Consider the following 21,394-nt stretch of genomic DNA (forward strand, 5'->3'; position numbering starts at 1 on the left):
ATCTGGGGGCGACCACCACCCCAGCCCCGCACCCTCCGCCGCACGTTCGTCTACCGGCTATGAGGAACGCGGCACTAGGGACCGCTTCCGCGGGCGCGAGGAGCACGATGAGATCTGGTTTCTGGCGCACAAGGTCAACTTGTTCTTTAAGGCCCGGTTGTGACTTTCGGCGATCGTCGGAAGGTCGGGCGGGTGCCCGCCCGCCTTCGTTGATTGCTGGTGTGTTTCTCGGCTCCATGTGGGGAGCTGCCGACGCTGACTGACGGCACCGCTGACACGGCACCTCAGCGTTTCGCCAGATCAGTCGATGACCGCGGTGGCTTCGACTTCGACCAGGAGATCGGGTTCCCCCAGTGCCGCAACGCCCAGAAGGGTGATCGGTTTGATCGGGTCGATCCCCAGCTTCGCAGCCGCCCGAGCGACGCCCTCTCCCAGCAGGGGCATCTTCTCGGGTTTCCAGTCGACGACGTAGATGGTCAGCTTCGCCACATCATCGAAAGAGCCGCCGATCTCGGCCAGAGCGATGCCGATATTGAGGTAGGACTGCTCGACCTGGGCGGCGAGGTCTCCTTCGCCGACTCTTCGTCCTTCAGCATCGCGGGCAACCTGGCCAGCCAGGAACACCAGTTTCGATCCCGTAGCGATCGAGAGCTGGCGGTAGACATCAGGTTTCGGCAGCCCGTCGGGATTGAACAGCTTCACGGTCATGACCGCTCCTCAGTTTCGGCACACATGAGATCGGCACTCAACGAAACCATAGCAATGCTATGTATTGTGGCGCTATGGCGCGAACGAAAGATCCCGCGGTCCGCTCCCAGCTGATAGACCGAGCTGCACAGATGCTTCGAATGCGGGAGCCGATCACCCTCCGCTCGCTGGTAGCCGGAACCGGCGTATCGACGATGGCCGTCTATACCTACTTCGGCAGTATGGACGGCCTGTGGAAAGCGATGCGCCAGGAAGGGTTCACCCGCCTGGCCGCCAAACTCGAGGCGGTCTCAATGTCCGCGGATCCGGTACGGGACCTGGCCGCCCTGGGGGCCGCCTACCTGTCCAACGCCCTGGCCAGCCCCGATCTCTACCGGGTCATGTTCGATGCCGGCTTCGAGCTCGAGGATGCCGAGGCCGCAGATGAAACGTTGCACTGTCTGGTCGGTGCCGTCGAACGGGCCAAGACCGCCAGTCGTTTTCGCAGCGACGTCGATCCGCTGGAACTGGCGACGCAGAGCTGGGCCATCGGTCACGGCCTGGCATCGCTTGTGGTCACGGGCCCGTTGCCGCACCAAGCGCTCGCCCATGGCGTGCCCATGCTGACCGCCCTGTTCACCAGCTCAGGCGACGATCACGACAGATGCCGTCGGTCAGTCGAGCTCGGCTGGAGCCCCAGTACGTCCAGCCGACAATGATCACGACCCTAGTTTCCAGTCCGTAGCCTGCGCACCTCCAGGGTGTGTCCTTCGCCGGAGAGTGGGCCAGAGCCGTCTCCACGTTTCCAGGGGATTGACAGCGTCGAGTGTCTTGGCGTAGCGCTTGACCTGGTAGATGTCGTAGCCATCACAGCAAAGCAGTACCCTCCGACAACTTTCACCTCCTGACACCCCGGTGAGTGATCATGGCGGTCACGCCGAGCATGACCAGTTGCGGTGATCGGTGATGTGCTCGCCGCTACGATCGGTCGTCGCGGGAATCTCTCGATGTGCCCGCCTCGTCCGGCGGAGGAGGGTGCAGTTCGTCGGTGCTTGTCAGTGGTGGTAGGCGTGGACGACGGCGTGTCCTTTGCCCCGGCCGATGATCCACTTGTTGATGGGCGTGGTGATGAGGAAGGCCACCAGGAGGGCGAAGGCGAGAGCGCCCCAGAACAGGCCGGAGGTCAGCCCGGCGTCCATGGCGCCGGGGACCGCGATCATGACGGCGTTGTCGACGATCTCCATGATGAGGATGGACAGGGTGTCGGCCGCCAGCGCCAGCCGCAGGGCCTTGCGCCAGTCGACGCCCGCCTTGCGCAACCCCACCAGGGTGAGCGCGTAGCCGAAGAAGAAGGCCAGCACGACGGCCAAGATGATGGTGGGCACGTTCGGCCACCCCAGAGCCGTGCCGATCACCATGCCGAGCACCTCACCGATGGCACACCCGGTGAGGCAGTGCAGGGTCGCCGACGCGGCCACCCGCCAGGTGGCCTTCCGTGCGTGGCCAGCGTGCTCATGGTGGTCATGGCCGTGGGGCTCTTCGTGTCCGGCATGATTCCCGGGCTCCATTGCTTCCACCATCCCAGCCTCCCGGCTTGCGCATTGTGTCGGTATCTCCGCCCACCGTATACGGGTGGGGGGTATATGGGCAATGCTTCTTCCACAGGAGGTTCCGGACCTCGAGCCCGCCTCGATCGCGAACGCGGCAATTGGCGAGCCGGTGGCGGAAGCGGCGCACGGCCGAGCGTCTACGACGGCCGGTAGCATTGAGTGATTCGCCGGTAGAGGGGAGTCTCACCTGATGCGTGGTCTGGGAGACTTAGAGTCCACGATCATGGAGCGCCTGTGGTCGTATCACCGGCCGGCGTCGGTCAGGGACGTGCTCGAAGATCTCCGTCGTGAGCGGGACATCGCCTACACGACCGTCATGACGGTGATGGACAAGCTGCACAAGAAGGGCCTGCTGCGCAGGAAGCCGGTCGGCCGGGCGTATGCCTACGAGACGGTGGCCAGCAAGGAGGCATACACCGCCGAGCTGATGCGCAGCAGTCTGGCCTCCAGCGGTAATCAGGCGGCCACGCTGGTGCACTTCCTGGAGCGGCTGACCCCTGAGGAGTCGGTCGCGCTGGAGGCCGCCCTGAAGGTGTACCCGCCGGGGCGCCGCGCATGACGGCCGCCGCCGTCTTGGCCCTGTACGTCGTGGTCGCGGTGGTCGCGCTGCCCCGCCTGCTGGGCCGGGGCGAGTGGGCCGAGCGCGCACCCCGCCTGGCGATCTGCGTCTGGCTGGCCGCCTGCGCCTCGGTGATCGCCTCCGCGGTCTTTTCCGCGCTCGCCGTCGCGATCCCGGCCAATGTGATCGGCCATGGCCTGGCCGAGTTCTTCGAGGCGTGCGCGGACATGCTCTCCGACGGCGCGTCTCTCACCTCCCCGAGCGCTCGCGCCGCCCTGCTCGGCGCCGCCTTGATCGCGGCCAGGATCACCTACTGCGGGGCGGCCATTCTGGTCAGAGCAGGGCGAGAGCGACGGCGGCACGCCGAGATGCTGAACCTGCTCGGCCGCCATGACGGCACACTGGACGCGGTCGTGCTCGACCACGACGAGGCCGCCGCCTACTGCCTGCCCGGCCGCGACGGCAAGGCCGTCATCACCACCGCGGCCCTGCGATCCCTGGCTCCCGAGCAGGTCGCCGCCGTCCTCGCCCACGAGCAGGCGCACCTGCGCGGGCGCCATCACCTCGTCCTGGCCGCCGCCGAGGCCTTCTGCCGGGCCTTCCCTCATCTGCCGCTGTTCACCCGGGCCAAAAAGGAGATCGCCCGGCTGATCGAGCTGCTCGCCGACGACGTCGCGGCCCGCCGCCACCCGCGTGTCCACATCGCCGCCGCACTGGTCCGCCTCGCCACAGGGAAGGCCCCGGCGTTCACGCTGGGCGCGGGCGGCCAGACCGCCCTCACCCGTGTCCGGCGCATGCTCAGCCCGGCGGCTCCGCTCAAGCCCCGGGAACGCCTCGCGGGCCTGGCCGCGGTCGCCTTCCTGCTCGCTGGCCCCGCGGCCGTGGCTGCGATTCCCGGAGTGAGCTCGTTTCTGGCCCACCACTGCCACGGCATCTCGCTGTTCTAGCCGCGCCTAAAGCCGCCGGTTCGGCCGATCCCGGAATCGGGCACGTCCACGGTCTCGGCGTTGATCCGGCGGACAGCACGGTCTATGTCGCAGGACACTGTGCCTGTTCCAGATCCGAGCGGTCGACACGGCCCGGCGGGTGGCCGATCGAATCCAGGACCACATGGGTTTTACCGTCATCGGACCCAGTGCTCTACCGTCCCGGCGCGCACTGAGCTCCACAGGCCATGGCCCGGATCGCTCCGGTTCGGGTGGTGGGCCGACGAAGCCACCAGCGAGCCGGCGGGTGATGATGGGGAGCGGGGGAGACGATGACGATGACAGGTATAAACCACCCGATCTTCGCGCGCTTCTACGTTCGCGTCAGCCGACTGATGGAGCGCGCGGGTCTGGCCGAGCGTCGCGAGAGGCTGCTGGCCGACCTTTCGGGAAGGGTGATCGAGGTGGGCGCCGGCCCTGGGCTGACGTTCGTCCACTACCCGCCAACTGTCACCCGGGTGCTCGCGGTCGAACCGGAGCCGCATCTGCGCCGGCTCGCGCAGGCCAGTGCCGGCAAGGCCCTCGTTCCGATCGACGTGGTCGACGGCCTCGCCGAACGGTTGCCGGGCGCGGACGCGAGCTTCGACGCCGCGGTGATGTCCCTGGTGCTGTGCTCGGTTGCCGACCAGGCCTTGGCGTTGCGGGAGGTGCGCCGGGTGCTCAAACCCGGAGGGCAGCTGCGTTTCCTCGAACACGTCCTGGCCGACTCATCCGGCATGATCTGTGTTCAGCGGCTGTTGGACGTCACGGTGTGGCCCCGCCTGTTCGGCGGCTGCCACACCGGCCGCGACAGCGCGGCGGCGATCGAGCGGGCCGGGTTCACCCTTGAGCGGCTGGAACGGTTCCTGCTTCCCGCGATCCGCACGCCGTTGTCGTACCTCATCCTCGGCACGGCCCGTCGATGAAAGGAGGGGCAGGGCGCACTCTGCCCCCCTTTCGTCGGTTAGCGATTGCGGCGTGAGGAACCCCGTAGCGCGATCCGGTGGAAGGCCGACCGGCTGCCCCCGATCGTGTCGGTGAACAAAACGGTGGGACGAACGCGGGGATCCTTGCTGGCTACACGTGTCGTAAAGGCGGTGGATGAACCAGGACATCGACCGGGGAGATCACCTCTGGACACCGCCGGCCGTTCCATGGCCTAGAGCCGGTCGAGAAGCTCCTGCATCTGCTCGATCTCGGCCTGCTGGGCGGTCTCGATGGTCTTGGCGAGTTCCTTGGCCTTGGGATCGGCTCCATCGCTCTGCTCGGTCTTGGCCATCGTGATCGCCCCCTGGTGATGGGCGATCATCAGCTCGGTGAACATCCGGTCGAACCGCGCGCCCTTCGCCGCCTGGAGCTTGACCATGTCCTCCTCGGTCATCATGCCGGACATGACATGCTCACCGTGGCCCCCTTTCGGGGCGGGAGCCTTCCAGGTGGACAACCAGTCGGTCATGGTCGCGATCTCCGACCTCTGCGCGGCCTTGATCTTTGCCGCCAGTTCTCTCACCTCCGCATCAAAGGCCCGCGTCTCGGCCAGCTTCGCCATCTCCACGGCCTGGTCGTGATGCGGGATCATCGTCTGTGCGAAGGTGACGTCGACGTCGTTGAAGGAGGCTTGCGGTTTCTGGGTCGTGGGAACGGCGGGAGCGGAAGCAGTGCTGGTCATTTCAGCGTCGCCGCTCATCGCATTTTCACCACCTCCACAGGCGGTGAGCAGCGTGAAAGCGCCCGCTCCCGCGGTAGCGGCCAGGGCGAGCCTGCGAAGGGCGGATCGGTTGGCGAACATCTTTGTGATCTCTTTCCGGTCGGTCGTATCTGCGTGCCGATGATCTGCGGACGGATCTGCGATGCCGTCCGCGGAGGCGATCGGCCTACACGCGCAAGACCGAAAGATGCGCCAGGCGCAAGGCCGTCCTTCGCGGAGGTGGGCGGGCGGCGAGCGTGGGTGAGGTATCGGCCGTTCGAGCCTGCGCGAGCTGCCGCGTCCACAGGGACGCCATACCGATAAGGAGAAGGAGAAACGAGGTGAGCACGGCCAGGCAGACGGAGCTCGGATCAAGGGGCAGCGGAGTGTCATCACGCCCTGAGGCCAGTTGCCCGGCCTGAGGCATCAGAAGGGGACGGAGCGTGGTGGGTGCTTTCGGCACTTCGTGATCAGCGATGGAGGCGTGCCCGAAGGCGACAGCCGTGCCGCCGTGCCCCCGCCGGTGATCCAGATGCCCCAGCGTGTGCATCCCTGCGACGCCCAGAACCAGAGCGACCAGAAGAAGCAGACGCGATGCCCGCACCGCGGGCCGGCGGGCTGAGGCGTCCATCGTCCCCCCTCGCGCTCGCGGTCTGATCTTTCCGACTAGCCTACTATCTACAATAGTAGGAGAGTCGACAGGGGCATGCAGCTTGGCGCAAATCCCGGATCAGGGTGCCGGTCATGACGGTCGAGGCCGATCGCGACCAGGACAGGCGAAGGACGGATGTAGGAGACGTGCGTGTACGCGCGCAATCGCGGACTTGGCGGCCGCGCTCGCCGGGCAGGAACGGTTCCCGCCGGGTGAGACACGGTCTCGGCAGTACGCGGCATTACAGGCGCGTGTCGGATGTATGCCTTAAGTTCCCCGACGGTAAGCGATGGGAGCAAAAGAGTGCGATACGCCCTTATAAACGCGTAACGGAATCCTCTATGCCGTAGGGATTTACCACGAAAAACTTTACCTTCCACTCATCTATTGGATGAGATCAATGGCTGGGAACGATGATCTCTAGTAGCTCATCTGAGACCGTTGACTGGCATTTCGGCGGCGGATCGACACCCGTGGCTCTCGATGACCTGGCTCGGCAATCTAAGGTTTTCCCGAAGGAGACCCGGCCGGAGCCATCGATCCATCGACTGGACAGGAAGATCAACTTCGGAATCCTTCGAGCCTGGGCGAGACGGCGAATCCCCTGGAAAAGACAGTCAACTATGATCAATAATAGAGAAGATCATAGTGGGAGAATCGGCCCACCTCGCTGACGGCGGCCGCCGCTGAGTTCTGTCCAGGAATCCCGGGCTCGTACGGCCGCCCTGAATTCTCTTCTTTTTCTGCCCTATTTCGTCGTGGGAGCAGGCGAAGGCCGCACATCTCAGAGCGTTCGCCATGAGCCGTTGCATGACCGCCCGGGCGGGCTCGCATCGTGGTCGAACGCCGGTGTGGCCGCAGACGATCGTCTGCGGCCACACCGGCGTTTTGCTATGAGAAGGTGCGCAGGCGCAGGCTGTTACCGATCACGAAGACGCTGGAGAACGCCATCGCGGCTCCGGCGATCATCGGGTTGAGCAGGCCGAGCGCGGCCAGGGGCAGGGCGGCCACGTTGTAGGCGAAGGCCCAGAACAGGTTGCCTTTGATGGTGCGCAGGGTGCGGCGGGAGAGCCGGATGGCGTCGGCGGCCACCCGCAGGTCGCCGCGGACCAGGGTGAGGTCGGAGGCCTCGATGGCCGCGTCGGTGCCGGTGCCCATGGCCAGGCCCAGATCGGCCTGAGCGAGTGCCGCGGCGTCGTTGACGCCGTCACCGACCATGGCCACCGATCTGCCCTCGGCCTGCAGGCGCTTGACGACGTCGACCTTGTCGGCGGGCAGCACCTCGGCGATGACCTCGGTGATGCCGACCTCGGCCGCGACCGACCGTGCGACGCTCTCGTTGTCGCCGGTGAGCAGCACTGGTCTCAGCCCCAGGGCGCGTAGCCGGCGGATCGCCTCGGCCGAGGTGGGCTTGATGGTGTCGGCCACCGTCAGGACCGCGCGAGCCTGGCCGTCCCAGCCGACCGCGATGGCCGTGCGGCCCGCCGCCTGTGCCTCGGTGAGTGCCCGCTCCAGGTCGGCGGGCAGGTGCTGGGACCACTCGGCGAGCAGTGTGGGGCGTCCCACCAGCACGGCGTGTCCGTCGACGATGCCCTGGACGCCGAGGCCTTCGAGGTTGGCGAAGTCCTCGGGAGTGGGCAACTCGCCCACGCGTTCGGCCGCTCCTCGGGCGATGGCCTGGGCGATGGGGTGTTCGGAGGCGTGTTCCAGGGCACCGGCCAGGCGCAGCACCTGCGTCTCGTCCTCGCCATCGGCGAGATGGACGCCGGCCAGGGTCATCTTGCCCTCGGTGACGGTGCCGGTCTTGTCGAGCACGACGGTGTCGACGGCGCGGGTGGATTCCAGCACCTCCGGGCCTTTGATCAGGATGCCGAGCTGGGCGCCGCGCCCGGTGCCGACCAGCAGGGCGGTCGGCGTGGCCAGGCCCAGGGCGCACGGGCAGGCGATGATCAGCACGGCCACCGCGGCGGTGAAGGCCGCCCCGGCCCCGCCACCGGTTCCCAGCCAGTAGCCGAGCGTGCCGACGGCCAATGCGATCACCACCGGCACGAAGATCCCGGAGATGCGGTCGGCCAGCCGCTGGACCTGGGCCTTACCCGTCTGAGCGTCTTCGACCAGCCTGGCCATCTGGGCCAACTGGGTGTCGGATCCGATGCGGGTGGCGCGGATGAGCAGGCGGCCACCGGCGTTGACGGTCGCGCCGGTCACCGCATCGCCGGGATGCACCTCCACCGGCACCGATTCGCCGGTGAGCATGGAGGCGTCGATGGCGGAGGTTCCCTCTTCGATCACGCCGTCGGTGGCGATCTTCTCGCCGGGCCGCACCACGAACCGGTCGCCCGCCTTGAGCTGACCGGAGGGGACGCGGGTCTCGACGCCGTCGCGCAGGACGGCGACGTCTTTGGCCCCCAACTCCAGCAGCGCCCGCAGGGCGGCGCCCGCGCGGCGCTTGGAGCGGGCCTCGAAGTAGCGGCCGGCCAGGATGAACGCCGTCACTCCGGCGGCGGCCTCCAGGTAGATGTTGCCCGAGCCGTCGGTGCGCTCGATGGTGAACGCGAACGGGTGGGTCATGCCAGGGGTGCCCGCCGTGCCGAAGAACAGCGCCCACAACGACCAGCCGAGCGCGGCGATCGTGCCGAGCGAGACCAGGGTGTCCATGGTCGCGGCACCGTGGCGCAGGTTCGTCCAGGCAGCCCGGTGGAAGGGCCAGCCGGCGTAGACGACGACCGGGGCGGCCAGGGTGAGCGACAGCCACTGCCAGTTGGTGAACTGCAGAGGCGGAATCATCGCCATGGCGATCACCGGCACGGCGAGCACCACCGAGGTGATCAACCGCTGACGCAGCGGCCCGAGCTCATCAGCCGGTTCGCCTTCCGCCTCGCCGGGCGCGGTGTCGCTCTTCGGCTCCGCGGGCAGCGCGGCGGTGTAGCCGGTCTTCTCCACCTCGGCGATCAGCGCCTGGGGATCGATGCCTTCACCGAAGGTGACCTTGGCTTTTTCGGTGGCGTAGTTCACGGTCGCGCTCACGCCGTCGAGCTTGTTGAGCTTGCGTTCGATCCGGTTGGCGCACGACGCGCAGGTCATGCCGCCGATCGAGAGTTCAACCGAGCCGCTGGTGGTCGGCGGCCTGTCATCGGTGACGGAAGCCATCATCTCTCCTTGCCCGCGTCATGTCCGGTCTCAGTGGTTGTGATCGCCATGCGAACTGGTGGTTGGCGCAGGGGTGGGGGTTGTCGTGGGGGTGATGATCTGGCCGGCGCGGACGGTGAAGTCGGCGGTGCGCACGGTCCCCTCGTGCTGGAAGTCCAGGAACAGCCGGTAGTCGCCGCGGCTGGGAACCTCGGCGTAGAAGGTGACCTCCGGGCCCGGGGGAGTTGTGCCGTCACCTGGTTCCCCGTCGGGGTGCACATGCAGGTAGGCCAGATCCCCGGCGCGCAAGGCGACCAGGTGCCCGTAGGCGCCCAGGTAGGGCTGCAGGTCGGCGACGGGGTGGCCGTCCTTGCTGACCGTGAGGGTGAGCTTGCTGGACGCGCCGGGAGTCAGGTCCCCGTCCAGGGTGACGGTGTAGCCGTCGACCGTGGCGGTGCGGCTCGTCGCGGGCAGCGCTTCGGGTTTCTGGGCGCCGGGGGCCTGCAGATCGATGCCCAGGGTCAGCCCGCTGCCGCCCTCGGGGGCGAAGTCGGCGAACGCCCGGTACGCGCCCGCCTTGGGCAGGGTCAGCTTCAGCGACCACACGCCGTCGCCGGTCAGTTCGGGGTGCAGGTGCTGGAAGCTGCCCAGGTCGCGGGAGACCACGATGAAGTGCAGCTTCTTGCCGTGTTCTGTCCGGTAGGCGGTGACGGGCTTCCCGTCGGGGCCGATCACGCTGAACCGGAAGTCCGTCGCCCCGCCCGGCTGGAGCGTGACGGTTTGGGACAGCAGGGTGTAGCCGTCCTGGGACACTTGAAGACCTCCCGGAATGGGCTTGCCGGTCGCCGCCGGGCCGGGGGGCGGCTCGGTGCGGGTTTCGTGCTCGCCCGCCTGGCTCGCGGACGGGGTCGCGTGGATCGTGTGAGCGTCCGCCGCGGGGACGGGACCGGTCGCACCCACCGCGTTGCCGATCCCCAGAGCTCCGCCGAAGATCACGACGAGTCCGAGGGCGTAGGCGCCCAGCCTGGCCGGTGTGTTCATGACGGGGTCACCACTTCGTATCCGGCCTCTGCGACCGCGGCCGTGATCTGCGCCGTGTCGATCGGGCTCTCGCTGCGGACGGTCACCAGGCCGGTAGCCAGATCCACGTCGACGCCGGTGACGCCAGGGACCTCGCCGACCTCTTCTTTGACGGAGGAGACGCAGTGGCCGCAGGTCATGCCCTTGACGGTGTAGGCGGTGGTGGTCATGGCGATTACTCCTTCTGCTTGCCGGGTTTCGTCGATCAGGAACGGACGAGGCGGGCGATGGCCTCGGTGGCCTCCTTGACCTTCGTCTCGGCCTCGGCGCCGCCCTTGGCGGTGGCCTCGGCCACGCAGTGCGCCAGGTGCTCCTCCAGCAGGGACAGCGCGAAGGACTGCAGGGCCCGGTTGGCCGCCGACACCTGGGTGAGGATGTCGATGCAGTACTTGTCCTCCTCGACCATCCGCTGCAGGCCCCGCGCCTGCCCCTCGATCCGGCGCAGCCTCCGCAGGTGGTCCTGCTTGTTGTGGGTGTAGCCGTGCATGTCCCCGCCTTTCGTCGTCATCTCCTAAAACAGGATACCCCCGTATGGTATTCTAAAGGTTTTGAGGCCATCGGGCGCAATCCGCGGCGACGATCCGCCGGGCGCGTCGCAGACGCGCCCGGCGGATTCGTTACACACCGGTCGGCCGGGGCTCCTTTGGCCGCGTTCGCGTCGCCCGCTTCGGCGTGCGCATGAGCAGCAGGGTCGCTACGGCACCGGCGGCGGCCACGGCTGCGGCCCCGGTGAAGGCGGCCTGGAAACCGCCGGTGAGCGCGGGCAGGTTTCCCGGTTCCGCGGCCCCCCGGGAGGTGGCGACCGCGGTCATCACGGCCAGGCCGAGCGCGGAGCCGACCTGGTAGGTGGTGTTGACGATCCCGGAGGCCAGACCGCTCTCCTCGGGCCGTACCCCGGACATGGCCGACATCATGGCCGGGATGTAGGCCAGGGACATGCCGACCGCGGCGATCAGCGAGGCGGGCAGCACGTCAACGGCGAACGTCCCGCCCGGCCTGGCGAGCGACAACCCTGCCAGGCCCACGGCCAGGACGAGCAGGCCGGTGACGATCAGCGGCTTGGCGCCGAACCGGCCCAGCAGCCTCGCGGTGACGCCGATCATGAAGATCATGATGGCGACGGTCATCGGCAGCAGGGCCGCGCCGCTGGGAAAGGCGCCGTAGCCGAGCACCTGCTGCAGGTAGAGGTTGAGGAAGTACCACATCGGGATCCAGGCCGCCCCCAGCAGGGCCATCGCGAGGTTGGCGGTGGCCAGGCCGGGCGTCCTCCACACGCCGAGCGGCATGAGAGGCTCGCGAACCGTGCGCTGGATCACCAGGAACAGTGCCAGCAGTGCGACCGCTCCGGCGAGTTCCAACAGCGTGGTGGCCGAGCCCCAGCCCTGTTCGGGGGCCCGGACGATGGCGTAGACCGCCAGGGCGATACCCGCGGTGACCGAGATCGCGCCCAGCGCGTCGACGGAGCCACGCCTGCCCGAAACGGCGGGCAGTAGAGCGGGGACGGCCGCGAGGGTGGCCAGGCCGATCGGGACGTAGACGATGAACACCCAGGGCCAGCTGAGGTATTCGGTGATGACGCCGCCCAGGAACACCCCGGCGGTGCCACCCGCCGGCGCCGCCGCGCCGTACAAAGCCATGGCCTTGCCCAGCTCACGCGGGTCGTGGCTGAAAAGCATCATGAGCAGGGTCATCGAGGCGGGCGCGATGAGCGCGCCGCCGACGCCTTGGACACCGCGGCCGAGGATCTCGATCCAGGCGTCGCCCGCCAGCGCGGCGACGACGGAACCGGCGATCAGGATGATCCAGCCGGCGGTGAAGATCTTGCGGGCGCCGAACAGGTCCGACAGCCGGCCGCCGAGCAGCAGCAGGCCGCCGAAGGCGATGACATAGGCGTTGAACACCCACTGCAGGTCGCCGGGGGAGAAGCCGAGGTCGCGCTGCATGTCGGGCAGCGCGACGCCGATGATGGAGGTGTCCATGATGACCATGAACTGCGCGGCGGCGAGCACGATGAGTGCCCGCCACCTGCGGGGGTTGACGGCGTTCATGCCGCACTCCTGATTCCTCGCATCCACGCCGTGGTGGCAGGATGCGTCATGGGGTTGGGTGTGATGTCGAGTCCGACCGGCCCCGTGGGTGGGCGTGCATGCCAGTGCGCGCCCACCGTTTGTTCTCTCGGGCGAAGTCGCTCTAGGAGGCGTTGGCCGGCGAGGCGTCGGTCAGTGCGTAGCCCGCCCGGTCCACGGCCGCGCGGATCTCCTCGTCGGAGAAGCCCGTCCCGCCGACGGTGACGGCGCCGGTGGCCAGGTCGACCTGAACGCCGCTCACGCCGCCGACCTTGCCGACCTCGGCGGAGACCGAGGAGACGCAGTGCCCGCAGGTCATCCCGCTGACCTGGTAGACGCTCCCGCCGCCGGTCTCCACCTGCGCGGAGGTGCTGTCCGCGGTGCCGCACGCACATGCCGTGCACATGGGGTTCTCCTCTCGCATGTACCCCGGTGGGGTACCTCGATTTGCGACCCTAACATACCCCTGGGGGGTTAAATTGCCAACGGGGGATCAGGGTGTCGATACGACTCCTGTCACCAGGTACACGTGATCGCATCAGCCCAGGTCAGCAAGGGCTGATATGCCCGGTTCGCTGATGGGTGGGGAGTTTGCCGACGGCTCGAGGCCGGCGCAGGCGGTGTTCCTGCTGCCGGTTCAGCTCAGCGTGCTGAACGTGCCGAACCTGGTGGTGACCCCCGCCAACCCGCGATGGCGACCTGAGATCATTGGCGGCTTCCGCCTGCCGCCAGATTCCGGTCCCGTCCTCCCCGATGGCCGACACCTGGGCGAGAACGGGCTCTACGAGCTGGCGCTACTTCGGGGAGGCGTGAAGGTCCGGCGGGGCGGCGACCAGGAGCGACTGCGCCGTCGCGATGACGACGCGGGCGACCTCTCCTGCTTCCATGCGCCCGGCGCGACTCTCCTCCGCGGCGCCTTTCAGGATGTAGTGCAGGACATTGATCAGCCAGGAGATCGGCAGGTCGGTACGGAACACGCCGTCGTCCTGGCCACGGCGGATGAGTTCTTCGACACGCCGCGCGGGGGCGGCGTGCAGCTCACGAACGCGCCCGGCGGGAAGAACTTTCTGCGCGGCGCCCAACAACGCCGTGGATTCGGCCACGAGGGACCAACTGGAGTCGAGCAGCCGGGCCAGGGCCTCGCGTGCGTCCCCGGTGAGATCGACGGACGACAGTGCCTCCTCACCGGCGCGCAGTGCGTCGACCAGTGCGGCCTCGACGAGTTCCGCCCGGGTGCGGAAGTGGCCGTACAGCGTCATCCGGCCCACTCCGGCGGCCTTGGCGATGTCGTCGACGCTCGCGTCCGGATCATCGCTCAGGCTCTTGCGTGCCGCGGAGACGATGCGGGCGATGCTGCGTTCGGCGTCCGCGCGCCGACGCGGACCGGCAGAGACGGTAGGCATGCCACCACCTTAACTCGTACGGAGATATACGTGTTACTCTCGCCACTCGAAATCGTACGTTGACATACGAGTTAGCCGGAGGCTTTCGATGACGCGCCATGAGATCCACGAACCATCTCCGCCGGACAGTTCGGCCCATCCGTCGCGATGGCGCATCCTGGGCTTCCTCGGGGTGGCCCAGCTGATGCTGATCCTCGACGTCACCGTCGTGGCCATCGCGCTCCCGCATATCGAGACCGACCTGGGTCTGAGCCGTGAGGCGCTGACCTGGACGGTCAGCGCGTACACGTTGACGTTCGGCGGCCTGATGCTGCTGGGCGGGCGGCTCGCCGACCTGATCGGGGCCAGGCGGGTGGTCCTCACCGGCCTGCTGATCTTCACGGTGGCGTCATTGGTGACCGGGTTCGCCGGCTCCGCCGGCCTGCTGCTGGGCGGCCGCGTCGCGCAAGGATTCGGTGCGGCGCTGCTGTCTCCGTCGGCCCTGTCACTGCTGGTGACCCTGTTCGACGGCGACGAGCGGAACAAGGCGCTCGGCATCTGGTCCGCGCTCGGCGGTGGGGGCGCGGCTCTTGGCGTGCTGCTGGGAGGACTGCTCACCGCCGGACCGGGCTGGCCATGGGTCTTCTACGTCAACGTGCCCATCGGGCTGGTGATCCTTGCCGCTCTGGCCCGGATGCTGCCGCACCGGAGCGTGGCCGCGCCCAGACCCCGGCTCGACGTGCTCGGCGCGTTGCTGGTCACCGCCTCGTCCGGTGCCGTGATTTACGCGATCACTCGCGCTGGAGACCACGGGTGGCTCACCGCCACGACCGGGTGGCTCCTGCTGGCGGCCGCGATGGGCTACCTGGCGTTCGTGGCCAGGCAGAAGACCGCCAGGTCGCCCCTGATGGACGTCACGCTGCTGGTTCGGCGCCCGGTGGCCACCGGCACGTTCCTCATCGTGATGGCAACGGCGCTGATGATCGCGGTGTTCTTCCTCGGCACGTTCTACTTCCAGCACGCCCAAGGCTTCGGCGCTCTGCAGACCGGTCTGCTGTTCCTCCCGGTCGCGGCGGCGACGATGCTCGGGGCCGACCTCACCGGCCGGGCCATCGCCCGCGCAGGAGCGCGCCGACTCGCCGTAGCCGGGCTGCTCACCGCCGCGATCGGCATGGCCGTACCCGCCTTCTCGATGCACATCGCGACCGTGGTGGCAGGCACGGCACTCGCGGCCGCCGGGACCGGCGCACTGTTCGTCGTCGCCTCAGCGACCGCTTTGGGCCAGGTGGCCCCACACGAATCCGGCATCGCCGCCGGCATCGTCAGTACGTTCCACGAGTTCGGCGCCTCCGTCGGAGCCGCCGCCATCTCCAGCGTCGCGGCGGCCAGCCTGATCGGGGACACGCTCTCGGGGTTCACCGACGGCTACATCCTCGCCGCGGTCGCCGCGGGCATCGCGGCTCTCGTGGCCGCCGTCCTGACACCCGGCCGAGCCAACACCGGATGAGGATGCCGCGCCACCATCAGTGGTAATGCTCTCCGTGACTTTGACTACTCGGAGTGTAGGAGCACGTTTCGGCTGGGATGTTCCTCGCGGCGTGAGTGTGTCGGCAAACGAGGGTTTGTCGACACGTGCCACGCCGGACGTGGAATCGCAGGTGGTCGCTGTCGGGAACTGGTGTCGGAAATCAGTGTCAGCGAACGGTCATCAGTTGCATTCCGGCACATGCTCTTCGGCTACGCGCGGGTCTCGACTGGCGACCAGAACCCTGACCACCAGATCGACGCTCTGCTGCCGGGCCGGGGTCGAGCGAGACGACGTCTACCTCGATCACGCCAGCGGCGCGAAGGCCTCCCGCCCGCAGTTCGACATCGTGCCGCGGGTGCTCCGCTCGGGCGACACGTTGAAGGTCACCCGGCTGGACCGGTTGTCGCGCTCGGTTTTGCACCTGGTAACCCTCAGTGCCGAGCTGCGGATGCGCGGGGTCGGCCTGCACGTGATCGAGCAGGGCATTGACACCGACACGATGGAGGGCCGGGCGATGTTCGGGATGCTGAGCGTCCTGGCCGAGCTTCAGCGTGAGCTGATCGTGGCCAACACCAACGACGGACCGGCCGCGGCCCGGGCGCGTGGTCGCGGGGGCGGACGCCGCCTCCGGCTCACCTCCGAGCAGGCCGCGCTCGCCCAGCGGCTGTATGACGCCCGGACCACGACCGTCCAGCAGATCGCCGACCTGTTCGGAGTTCCGCGCAGCACGGTCTACGGGCACCTGACCAAGGACAGCGTCGGTGTTCGGCCGATGCGCGGCCGGTTCACCAGCCCCGGCGGCGATCTGGGGAATCCAGCCATGGCGTCCGAATGGCGCGGCGAGTAGCGCGAACCGCTCATGGCGAGCTGTCACATTCCGCAAGGTGCCGGACATTAACCAGGTGTCCGGCACCTTTTCGGCAAGGAGACTTTGTGACACAGCGAGATCGCTTCGAAGCGGTCTATGACGCGTACTACCCGGCGGTATATCAGTACGCCGCCCGCCGTACCGGCTCGCCCGACGACACGGCCGATGTCATCTCCGAGACGTTCCTCACCGCCTGGCGGCGCATCGGTGACGTGCCCGAGGGGGAGGAGGCGTTGCTGTGGCTGTACGGGGTGGCCCGCCGCGTGCTGGCCAACCATCAACGCGGCGATGTCCGCAGGGCCGTGCTCGCCGAGCGGCTGCGTGCGGAACTGGCCGCCGACCGGCCGGTCAGGCAGGTCGAACTGGACCATGTCCGCGTCGCCTTCGACGGGTTACCCGAGCGTGACCGCGAGGTGTTAGCGCTGGCCTGCTGGGAGGGCCTGACCAGCGAGCGGATCGCCAAAGTTGTCGGATGTACGGCTATTGCCGCCCGGACCCGGCTGCGCCGGGCGCGCAAGCGGCTGGCGGCGGCGCTGAAGGGGCAGGCGTCCTTGACGATCGCGAGGAGTGAAGCATGAGCGACATCGACAACCTGGTCAAGGCCATCAACCTCGCACCGCACGCGCCGGATCAGGGGCCTGGCGCGCGCGAACTGCGTGAGGCGATCATGGCGACCCAGACCATGATGCCCCGGACATCGGCACACCCGCACCGGGCGGCCCGGCGGCGCCTGCCGTGGCGGGCCGGCGCCATCGGGCTGGGCGCGGCCGCAGCCGCGACGACGTTCTTCCTCGGCCAGGTCGCCCCCACCGCGACGCCCTCTCCCACGGCCACCCCCGGCGGCACCGCCCTGTCAGGCACCTCGGTCCTGCTGGCCGCCGCTGCCAAGGCCGAAGCCGCCCCGCAAGGGGCCTACTGGCACCTCAAGCAGCTGTACACGCATCAGTTGCTCTGGCCGTTCAGCGAGAACAACATCACCTACAGTCTGGAAACCTCCGCGCTGTCGGAGACGTGGATGGCAAAGGACGGCCGGACCTGGATCGGCTACAGGGAGCTGACCACACGTCCCCTGGACCTGGAGGCGTGGCGCAGGGACGGCTCGCCGACCGAGTGGGCGAAGGGGAAGGACCCCGCCCCCCCTTTCTCCACTTCACCCGGCAAGGCCGTGTTCTTCCAGAACAAGAAAAAGCACAGACTTTACTGGAGTGCCATGCCCATGACCTTGAAGGAGATCGAGGCGCTGCCCGCCGACCCTGAGGCGCTGAAGAAGCGGGCCGCTGAGGCGATCCGCAGGGATCGGGACTTCGTCGGTTCGGTGGAGGGCGGCCTGCCGGGCACCCTGGCCTCGCTTTTGTACGAACTGCCCGCCTCCCCGCAGGTGCGCAGCGCCGCCTACAAGGCGCTGGCGACGCTACCCGCGGTAAGGGTCGAAGGCCCGACCACCGACTCGCGGGGGCGGCCGGGCATCGCCGTGACCTTCCCGATCCAGGAGGGCCGGCCTGCCAGGGACAGGTTGATCATCGACCCCGACACCTCTAAGGTGCTGGCCGTCGATGCCATCGGCATGCCGAAGGGGAAAGGCAACGGAGGCGGGGTGGTGCTGGAGTCCGGCTGGACCGGCACCAAGCCATCCCCGCCCTCGACCGAGTAAAGCCCACCGGGCTGGCTGGCCGGGCGCGGACATCCGGCCGGCCCAGATACGTCCCCCTTCGGTGAGGGGTGTAGGCGGTTAGGCGGCGGTCAGGTCGAGCCGGGTGTCCATGTTCAACCGGAACCGGCCGTAGGGGTTGACGTGGGTCCAGAACAGCGGCGAAAGAGCAGCTTGAACCCCAAAAGTTCGGTGAAGGCGAACCCGACCAGGCTGGCGCCGTGGGTGTCGGTGTAGTTGGCCTTGATGTACTCCGGGGCCTTGGGACCTTCATGGGCCGATCATCGCGGTGTCGAGGTGTTTGCGGATGGCGGTTCTGGCCCGCTCATAGGCGTTCGCGTCGTCGTGCAGCAAGGAGGTGACGTTGGCGGCCTCTAGGAAGGCGATCAGCTCGAAGGCGAGCTGATCGGCGTCCGTGTCGTCGGCGAGCTCGCCGAGCTGGCGGGCGTCGTCGATGGCGCGTGCCACGAAGCGGGCCCAATCGAGGCCGGCCTCGGCGATGGCATCTCGCACACGGCCCGGGCGGGCATCGAACTCCGCGGTGACGGCGAAGAAGAAGCAGCCGCCCGGAAAGACCCGCCGCTGCGAGTATCCCAACCAGTTCTCGCACAGTCGGCGCACCCGCTCCAGGCCCGGCGGCACGGTCAATGCGGGTTGGACGACCTCGTCGACGTACACGCCCATCGCGGTGCGGATCGTGGCGAGCTGGAGCTCTTCCTTGGAACCGAAGTAGCCGAACAGACCGCTCTTGCTCACGCCGAGATCGGCGGCCAGCCGGCCGATCGACAGCCCTTCCAGCCCGTCCTGCGAAGCGATGTCCGCCGCCCGGCGCAGGATCACGTTGCGTGCTCGCTCGTCCCGCGGCCTTCCCGGCATCTCCAACCTCCGTTTGTACGAACGTTCGGTTCAGAATAGCTGCTTGACGTTGGGTGAAGTGCGATCCTAATATCAGCACGAACGTTCGTACAAAGAAAGACCGGCGATGATTGTTCCCCCTGCTGTCGATGTCCAGGACCTGGACCGGCGCGCCTTAGACGTTGCTGGAGAAGTGACCGCCCAAGTCACTACCGCAGACCTCAATCGGCCCACACCGTGCGCGGCGTGGAACCTGGGTGAGCTGTTGTGGCACATGGTCAGCGAGAACCGCGGCTTCGCCGCCGCCGCGGGTACGCGGGCGCAGTGGTCCATCGAGGACAGCGGCGACCTCGGAACCGATCCGCTCCGCGCCTATCACGATTCCGCTGCCGCGGTCACGGCGGCGTTCGCCGCCCCCGACATCTACGACCGTCAGATCGAGGTCGGCGAGTTCGGTGTCTTCCCCGGCCGGATCGCCGTCGGCATGCACTTCGTTGACTTTCTCGTGCACGGATGGGACGTCGCGGCGAGCATCGGCGTGCCCTACCGGCCCGACCACAAGCCGGCCGGATCCGCGCTGGCGGTAGCCGCCCGGTGGCCGGACACACCGCAGACTCGCGGTCCGGGCGCCGCGTTCGGCATTCGCGTCCCGATGCCCGGCGACGCGCCGGACTTCGAGCGGCTGCTCGGTCTGCTGGGCCGCTCCCCGTCGTGGCAGGCGTCATGCTGAGAACACATTGGACGCCTGGACCGGCGGCCGGCGTCACCGGCCCGGTACTGGTCAGCGTCACAGACTTCCGGATCAGTCGGCTACACGACCTGCCCGGTGTCTACCGGGCCGGGCTCAGCCTGCGCCGTGGCTGGCCCCATCTGCCGGGAGCGGTCGGCATGTGGCTGTGGACGGAGCCGCTGCGGGGCAGGTGCGGCTCGGTGGCGATCTGGCAGGACGAACAAGCCCTGCGCAATTTCGTCGCCTGGCCGGACCACGTCACCATCATGCGACGCTACCGAGGGCGGGGACGGCTCAGGTCCGTCACCTGGGCAGCCACCCAACCCGACCGCGGTATCTGGGCCCAGGCCCACTCCTACCTGTCCGGCGACGATACTCCGACATCATGACCGGCGCCGCGAGACGAGAGGGGCATATGCAACGCGAATCGGTGACCGAGCCCGGCCGGCATGAGGTGCTGCGCGTCCTGGCCGACCGGGTCCGCCACGGCAGCCGCCCGGGTGAGCGCCGGGACGGCCACCGGGTGGCCCTGGCCATCGAAGGCGGCGGCATGCGCGGCACGATCTCCGCGGGCATGGCCCTCGCCCTGTACGAAAGCGGAGTGACACACGCCTTCGACGCGGTCTACGGAGCGTCGGCAGGGGCCATCACGGCGGCCTGGCTGCTCAGCGGAACTCCCGAACACCTGACCGGCTGGGCCGAACCCGTCTACGCGAGAGCGATGATCCGCCCGTCCAACCTGCTGCGCGGTCGGCCAATGGTCGATGTGCGCAACCTTGTCGAGCACCTGTACCGCGAGGTGGCCCGAATGGACTTCGACACCGTCCTGACCAACCCCGTCGAGTATCACCCGCTCGCCACCGATGTCCACACCGGGCGGTCCACCGATCTGCGCCCGCATCTGACCGGTCCCGCCGAACTGCGGTTGGCACTGCGAGCCAGTGCCGCACTGCCGTTCCTCGCCGGTCCGCCCATCGAACTGGCAGGGCGGCTCTACTACGACGCGGGGCTCGCCGAGTCCATCCCCTACCGCACCGCCCTGGCACAGGGCGCCAGCCATGTCCTTGTCCTGCGGTCCCGTCCCGCACCTCCGACCGGAATCGGAACACCGGCCGCCGGACCCGACGCGCGCCCGTCCTACGGAGCACGCCTAATCGCCGCGACCGTTCTACGGCACCATCCGGAGGCACTGCACCGAAGTTTCTTCACACGCGGCCACCGCTTGCTACACGACGACGCGCTGCTCGCGCAGTACGACCAAGCCGCGCCGCCGATGATCCGTCCGCCCGCCGACAGCCGGGCCCCAGCGGTATTGTCCGTGCGCCCCGGGCCTGATACCCCGCGCATCGGTCGCCTCACCTGCAACGGCAAACCCCTCAAAGCCGCGCTCGAAGCCGGTCGCGCGGCTGTCAACCGTCTGCTGCAACCACTCGGCCAGCTGACCGCCGTGCCGTAGACGCGACCGGCACGCAGCGGGAACCGAGCGTGCCGAGGCGGGGGCCGCGCGGGTGTTGACGCCCTCGGTCCGGCCATTGTGATGGGGCAGGGTGAGAGCGGCGCTCCAGCAGCCCGGGGACCTGCTCCCGGAACGTCCGCCGCGAGCAACTCCACACCGGGCAGGCCATCCGCCGCACCCGCACCGACACCACCACCCGCCGGCCGTCCACGGGAAGGTCCGCGACCATTCGGCCGCAGAACCCATGCACCCTGCCGGTCGGCGTCCCGCACACCGGACACAGCACGGGATCGTCCCGAGTCCGCGCCACCACCCGGATCAGATCGCCCTCGTCCACTACACCTTCGATGACCAGGGCAGACAACCCCGAAAACACCACATCCGCAAGAGCGTCGATCTTCAGCACACCCCAGCCTGGCACCGGTGACGCACGGCTACCACCGATTACGGAACAGAGCCCACTGGACAGACACGGACCCGACTTGGCGGGAC

General features: G+C 68.3%; 22 protein-coding genes and 2 pseudogenes. 11 read left to right on the forward strand and 13 right to left on the reverse strand.

All coding sequences use genetic code 11. The features are described from left to right. Positions 1-300: 300 nt before the first annotated feature. Positions 301-708, reverse strand: coding sequence for a RidA family protein (locus ACSDR0_RS43055; protein ID WP_352033002.1), 408 nt, complete (start codon positions 706-708; stop codon positions 301-303). Between the two features lie 140 nt (positions 709-848). Between ACSDR0_RS43055 and ACSDR0_RS43060 the strand changes: the two genes are divergently transcribed. Next, the gene (locus ACSDR0_RS43060; protein ID WP_435294753.1) at positions 849-1,406 is read left to right on the forward strand and encodes a TetR/AcrR family transcriptional regulator; all 558 of its coding nucleotides are present in this window, start codon (positions 849-851) and stop codon (positions 1,404-1,406) included. Between the two features lie 336 nt (positions 1,407-1,742). Here the strand turns inward: ACSDR0_RS43060 and ACSDR0_RS43065 are convergent, their stop codons facing one another. Beyond that, complete coding sequence (locus tag ACSDR0_RS43065) at positions 1,743-2,267, reverse strand: DUF4396 domain-containing protein (protein ID WP_435294754.1); 525 nt, start codon at positions 2,265-2,267, stop codon at positions 1,743-1,745. Positions 2,268-2,487: 220 nt separating this feature from the next. Here ACSDR0_RS43065 and ACSDR0_RS43070 point away from each other — a divergent pair, with 220 nt between their 5' ends. From ACSDR0_RS43070 to ACSDR0_RS43080, 3 genes are all read left to right on the forward strand, one after another. Further along, positions 2,488-2,856, forward strand: coding sequence for a BlaI/MecI/CopY family transcriptional regulator (locus tag ACSDR0_RS43070; protein WP_435294755.1), 369 nt, complete (start codon positions 2,488-2,490; stop codon positions 2,854-2,856). After that, positions 2,853-3,803, forward strand: a complete 951-nt coding sequence (locus ACSDR0_RS43075) for a M56 family metallopeptidase (protein WP_435294756.1) — start codon at positions 2,853-2,855, stop codon at positions 3,801-3,803. The genes ACSDR0_RS43070 and ACSDR0_RS43075 overlap by 4 nt, the downstream gene beginning before the upstream one ends. Positions 3,804-4,120: 317 nt before the next feature. Next, positions 4,121-4,747: a methyltransferase domain-containing protein gene (locus ACSDR0_RS43080; RefSeq protein WP_435294757.1), complete on the forward strand. Its 627-nt coding sequence runs from the start codon at positions 4,121-4,123 to the stop codon at positions 4,745-4,747. 233 nt (positions 4,748-4,980) lie between these two features. Here the strand turns inward: ACSDR0_RS43080 and ACSDR0_RS43085 are convergent, their stop codons facing one another. From ACSDR0_RS43085 to ACSDR0_RS43120, 8 genes are all read right to left on the reverse strand, one after another. Continuing rightward, on the reverse strand, positions 4,981-5,490 hold the full coding sequence (locus ACSDR0_RS43085; protein WP_435294758.1) for a DUF305 domain-containing protein: 510 nt from the start codon (positions 5,488-5,490) through the stop codon (positions 4,981-4,983). A 1,561-nt stretch (positions 5,491-7,051) separates the two neighbouring features. Then, the gene (locus tag ACSDR0_RS43090; protein WP_435294759.1) at positions 7,052-9,310 is read right to left on the reverse strand and encodes a heavy metal translocating P-type ATPase; all 2,259 of its coding nucleotides are present in this window, start codon (positions 9,308-9,310) and stop codon (positions 7,052-7,054) included. Between the two features lie 30 nt (positions 9,311-9,340). Further along, complete coding sequence (locus tag ACSDR0_RS43095; RefSeq protein WP_435294760.1) at positions 9,341-10,330, reverse strand: hypothetical protein; 990 nt, start codon at positions 10,328-10,330, stop codon at positions 9,341-9,343. Continuing rightward, positions 10,327-10,539 carry a heavy-metal-associated domain-containing protein gene (locus tag ACSDR0_RS43100; RefSeq protein WP_435294761.1) on the reverse strand — a complete coding sequence of 71 codons (213 nt, stop codon included), beginning with the start codon at positions 10,537-10,539 and terminating at the stop codon, positions 10,327-10,329. Before ACSDR0_RS43100 ends, ACSDR0_RS43095 begins: the two co-directional genes overlap by 4 nt. 35 nt (positions 10,540-10,574) lie before the next feature. Next, positions 10,575-10,856, reverse strand: a complete 282-nt coding sequence (locus ACSDR0_RS43105) for a metal-sensitive transcriptional regulator (protein ID WP_435294778.1) — start codon at positions 10,854-10,856, stop codon at positions 10,575-10,577. A 130-nt stretch (positions 10,857-10,986) separates the two neighbouring features. Beyond that, positions 10,987-12,417 (reverse strand): MFS transporter, encoded by a 1,431-nt coding sequence (locus ACSDR0_RS43110; protein ID WP_435294762.1) that lies wholly within the window; start codon positions 12,415-12,417, stop codon positions 10,987-10,989. 142 nt (positions 12,418-12,559) lie between these two features. Continuing rightward, positions 12,560-12,841 carry a heavy-metal-associated domain-containing protein gene (locus tag ACSDR0_RS43115; protein ID WP_435294763.1) on the reverse strand — a complete coding sequence of 94 codons (282 nt, stop codon included), beginning with the start codon at positions 12,839-12,841 and terminating at the stop codon, positions 12,560-12,562. 388 nt (positions 12,842-13,229) lie between these two features. Beyond that, the gene (locus ACSDR0_RS43120; protein ID WP_435294764.1) at positions 13,230-13,838 is read right to left on the reverse strand and encodes a TetR/AcrR family transcriptional regulator; all 609 of its coding nucleotides are present in this window, start codon (positions 13,836-13,838) and stop codon (positions 13,230-13,232) included. A gap of 88 nt (positions 13,839-13,926) precedes the next feature. Between ACSDR0_RS43120 and ACSDR0_RS43125 the strand changes: the two genes are divergently transcribed. The 4 genes from ACSDR0_RS43125 (at position 13,927) to ACSDR0_RS43140 (ending at position 17,864) form a co-directional block, all read left to right on the forward strand. Next, on the forward strand, positions 13,927-15,324 hold the full coding sequence (locus tag ACSDR0_RS43125) for an MFS transporter (protein ID WP_435294765.1): 1,398 nt from the start codon (positions 13,927-13,929) through the stop codon (positions 15,322-15,324). A gap of 205 nt (positions 15,325-15,529) precedes the next feature. Continuing rightward, entirely contained in the window at positions 15,530-16,192 is a 663-nt protein-coding gene (locus tag ACSDR0_RS43130) for a recombinase family protein (protein WP_435294766.1), read from the forward strand. 86 nt (positions 16,193-16,278) lie between these two features. Next, positions 16,279-16,791, forward strand: coding sequence for an RNA polymerase sigma factor (locus tag ACSDR0_RS43135; RefSeq protein WP_435294767.1), 513 nt, complete (start codon positions 16,279-16,281; stop codon positions 16,789-16,791). Next, the gene (locus ACSDR0_RS43140; RefSeq protein ID WP_435294768.1) at positions 16,788-17,864 is read left to right on the forward strand and encodes a CU044_5270 family protein; all 1,077 of its coding nucleotides are present in this window, start codon (positions 16,788-16,790) and stop codon (positions 17,862-17,864) included. Before ACSDR0_RS43135 ends, ACSDR0_RS43140 begins: the two co-directional genes overlap by 4 nt. 158 nt (positions 17,865-18,022) lie before the next feature. Here the strand turns inward: ACSDR0_RS43140 and ACSDR0_RS43145 are convergent. Next, positions 18,023-18,109 (reverse strand): annotated as a pseudogene (locus tag ACSDR0_RS43145) (Tn3 family transposase); the annotation flags it as partial. A gap of 22 nt (positions 18,110-18,131) precedes the next feature. Beyond that, positions 18,132-18,701: a TetR/AcrR family transcriptional regulator gene (locus ACSDR0_RS43150; protein WP_435294769.1), complete on the reverse strand. Its 570-nt coding sequence runs from the start codon at positions 18,699-18,701 to the stop codon at positions 18,132-18,134. Positions 18,702-18,843: 142 nt separating this feature from the next. On the opposite strand from ACSDR0_RS43150, the gene ACSDR0_RS43155 reads away from it, so the two are divergent. From ACSDR0_RS43155 to ACSDR0_RS43165, 3 genes are read left to right on the forward strand one after another with little or no spacing between them, the layout of a single operon-like run. Then, on the forward strand, positions 18,844-19,446 hold the full coding sequence (locus ACSDR0_RS43155) for a TIGR03086 family metal-binding protein (RefSeq protein ID WP_435294770.1): 603 nt from the start codon (positions 18,844-18,846) through the stop codon (positions 19,444-19,446). Further along, positions 19,440-19,835 (forward strand): hypothetical protein, encoded by a 396-nt coding sequence (locus tag ACSDR0_RS43160; protein WP_435294771.1) that lies wholly within the window; start codon positions 19,440-19,442, stop codon positions 19,833-19,835. Before ACSDR0_RS43155 ends, ACSDR0_RS43160 begins: the two co-directional genes overlap by 7 nt. Continuing rightward, a complete protein-coding gene (locus ACSDR0_RS43165) occupies positions 19,832-20,902 on the forward strand; it encodes a patatin-like phospholipase family protein (protein WP_435294772.1) in 1,071 nt (356 codons plus the stop codon). Before ACSDR0_RS43160 ends, ACSDR0_RS43165 begins: the two co-directional genes overlap by 4 nt. Before the next feature lie 100 nt (positions 20,903-21,002). Here the strand turns inward: ACSDR0_RS43165 and ACSDR0_RS43170 are convergent. Beyond that, positions 21,003-21,308, reverse strand: a pseudogene (locus ACSDR0_RS43170) (transposase family protein); the annotation flags it as partial. Positions 21,309-21,394 lie beyond the last annotated feature (86 nt).

The organism is Streptosporangium sp. G11 (genome assembly GCF_051192615.1).
In the GTDB taxonomy this organism is placed as follows: Bacteria; Actinomycetota; Actinomycetes; order Streptosporangiales; family Streptosporangiaceae; genus Streptosporangium.

Excerpts from the sequence above, each read along its gene's own strand:
- ACSDR0_RS43070 (WP_435294755.1), top strand. The coding sequence starts at position 2,488 with ATGCGTGGTCTGGGAGACTTAGAGTCCACGATCATGGAGCGCCTGTGG.
- ACSDR0_RS43060 (WP_435294753.1), top strand. The coding sequence starts at position 849 with ATGCGGGAGCCGATCACCCTCCGCTCGCTGGTAGCCGGAACCGGCGTA.
- ACSDR0_RS43160 (WP_435294771.1), top strand. The coding sequence starts at position 19,440 with ATGCTGAGAACACATTGGACGCCTGGACCGGCGGCCGGCGTCACCGGC.
- ACSDR0_RS43090 (WP_435294759.1), bottom strand. The coding sequence starts at position 9,310 with ATGGCTTCCGTCACCGATGACAGGCCGCCGACCACCAGCGGCTCGGTT.
- ACSDR0_RS43065 (WP_435294754.1), bottom strand. The coding sequence starts at position 2,267 with ATGGTGGAAGCAATGGAGCCCGGGAATCATGCCGGACACGAAGAGCCC.
- ACSDR0_RS43080 (WP_435294757.1), top strand. The coding sequence starts at position 4,121 with ATGACAGGTATAAACCACCCGATCTTCGCGCGCTTCTACGTTCGCGTC.
- ACSDR0_RS43055 (WP_352033002.1), bottom strand. The coding sequence starts at position 708 with ATGACCGTGAAGCTGTTCAATCCCGACGGGCTGCCGAAACCTGATGTC.
- ACSDR0_RS43165 (WP_435294772.1), top strand. The coding sequence starts at position 19,832 with ATGACCGGCGCCGCGAGACGAGAGGGGCATATGCAACGCGAATCGGTG.
- ACSDR0_RS43140 (WP_435294768.1), top strand. The coding sequence starts at position 16,788 with ATGAGCGACATCGACAACCTGGTCAAGGCCATCAACCTCGCACCGCAC.
- ACSDR0_RS43125 (WP_435294765.1), top strand. The coding sequence starts at position 13,927 with ATGACGCGCCATGAGATCCACGAACCATCTCCGCCGGACAGTTCGGCC.
- ACSDR0_RS43155 (WP_435294770.1), top strand. The coding sequence starts at position 18,844 with ATGATTGTTCCCCCTGCTGTCGATGTCCAGGACCTGGACCGGCGCGCC.
- ACSDR0_RS43120 (WP_435294764.1), bottom strand. The coding sequence starts at position 13,838 with ATGCCTACCGTCTCTGCCGGTCCGCGTCGGCGCGCGGACGCCGAACGC.
- ACSDR0_RS43105 (WP_435294778.1), bottom strand. The coding sequence starts at position 10,856 with ATGCACGGCTACACCCACAACAAGCAGGACCACCTGCGGAGGCTGCGC.
- ACSDR0_RS43085 (WP_435294758.1), bottom strand. The coding sequence starts at position 5,490 with ATGACCAGCACTGCTTCCGCTCCCGCCGTTCCCACGACCCAGAAACCG.
- ACSDR0_RS43110 (WP_435294762.1), bottom strand. The coding sequence starts at position 12,417 with ATGAACGCCGTCAACCCCCGCAGGTGGCGGGCACTCATCGTGCTCGCC.
- ACSDR0_RS43100 (WP_435294761.1), bottom strand. The coding sequence starts at position 10,539 with ATGACCACCACCGCCTACACCGTCAAGGGCATGACCTGCGGCCACTGC.
- ACSDR0_RS43115 (WP_435294763.1), bottom strand. The coding sequence starts at position 12,841 with ATGTGCACGGCATGTGCGTGCGGCACCGCGGACAGCACCTCCGCGCAG.
- ACSDR0_RS43075 (WP_435294756.1), top strand. The coding sequence starts at position 2,853 with ATGACGGCCGCCGCCGTCTTGGCCCTGTACGTCGTGGTCGCGGTGGTC.
- ACSDR0_RS43095 (WP_435294760.1), bottom strand. The coding sequence starts at position 10,330 with ATGAACACACCGGCCAGGCTGGGCGCCTACGCCCTCGGACTCGTCGTG.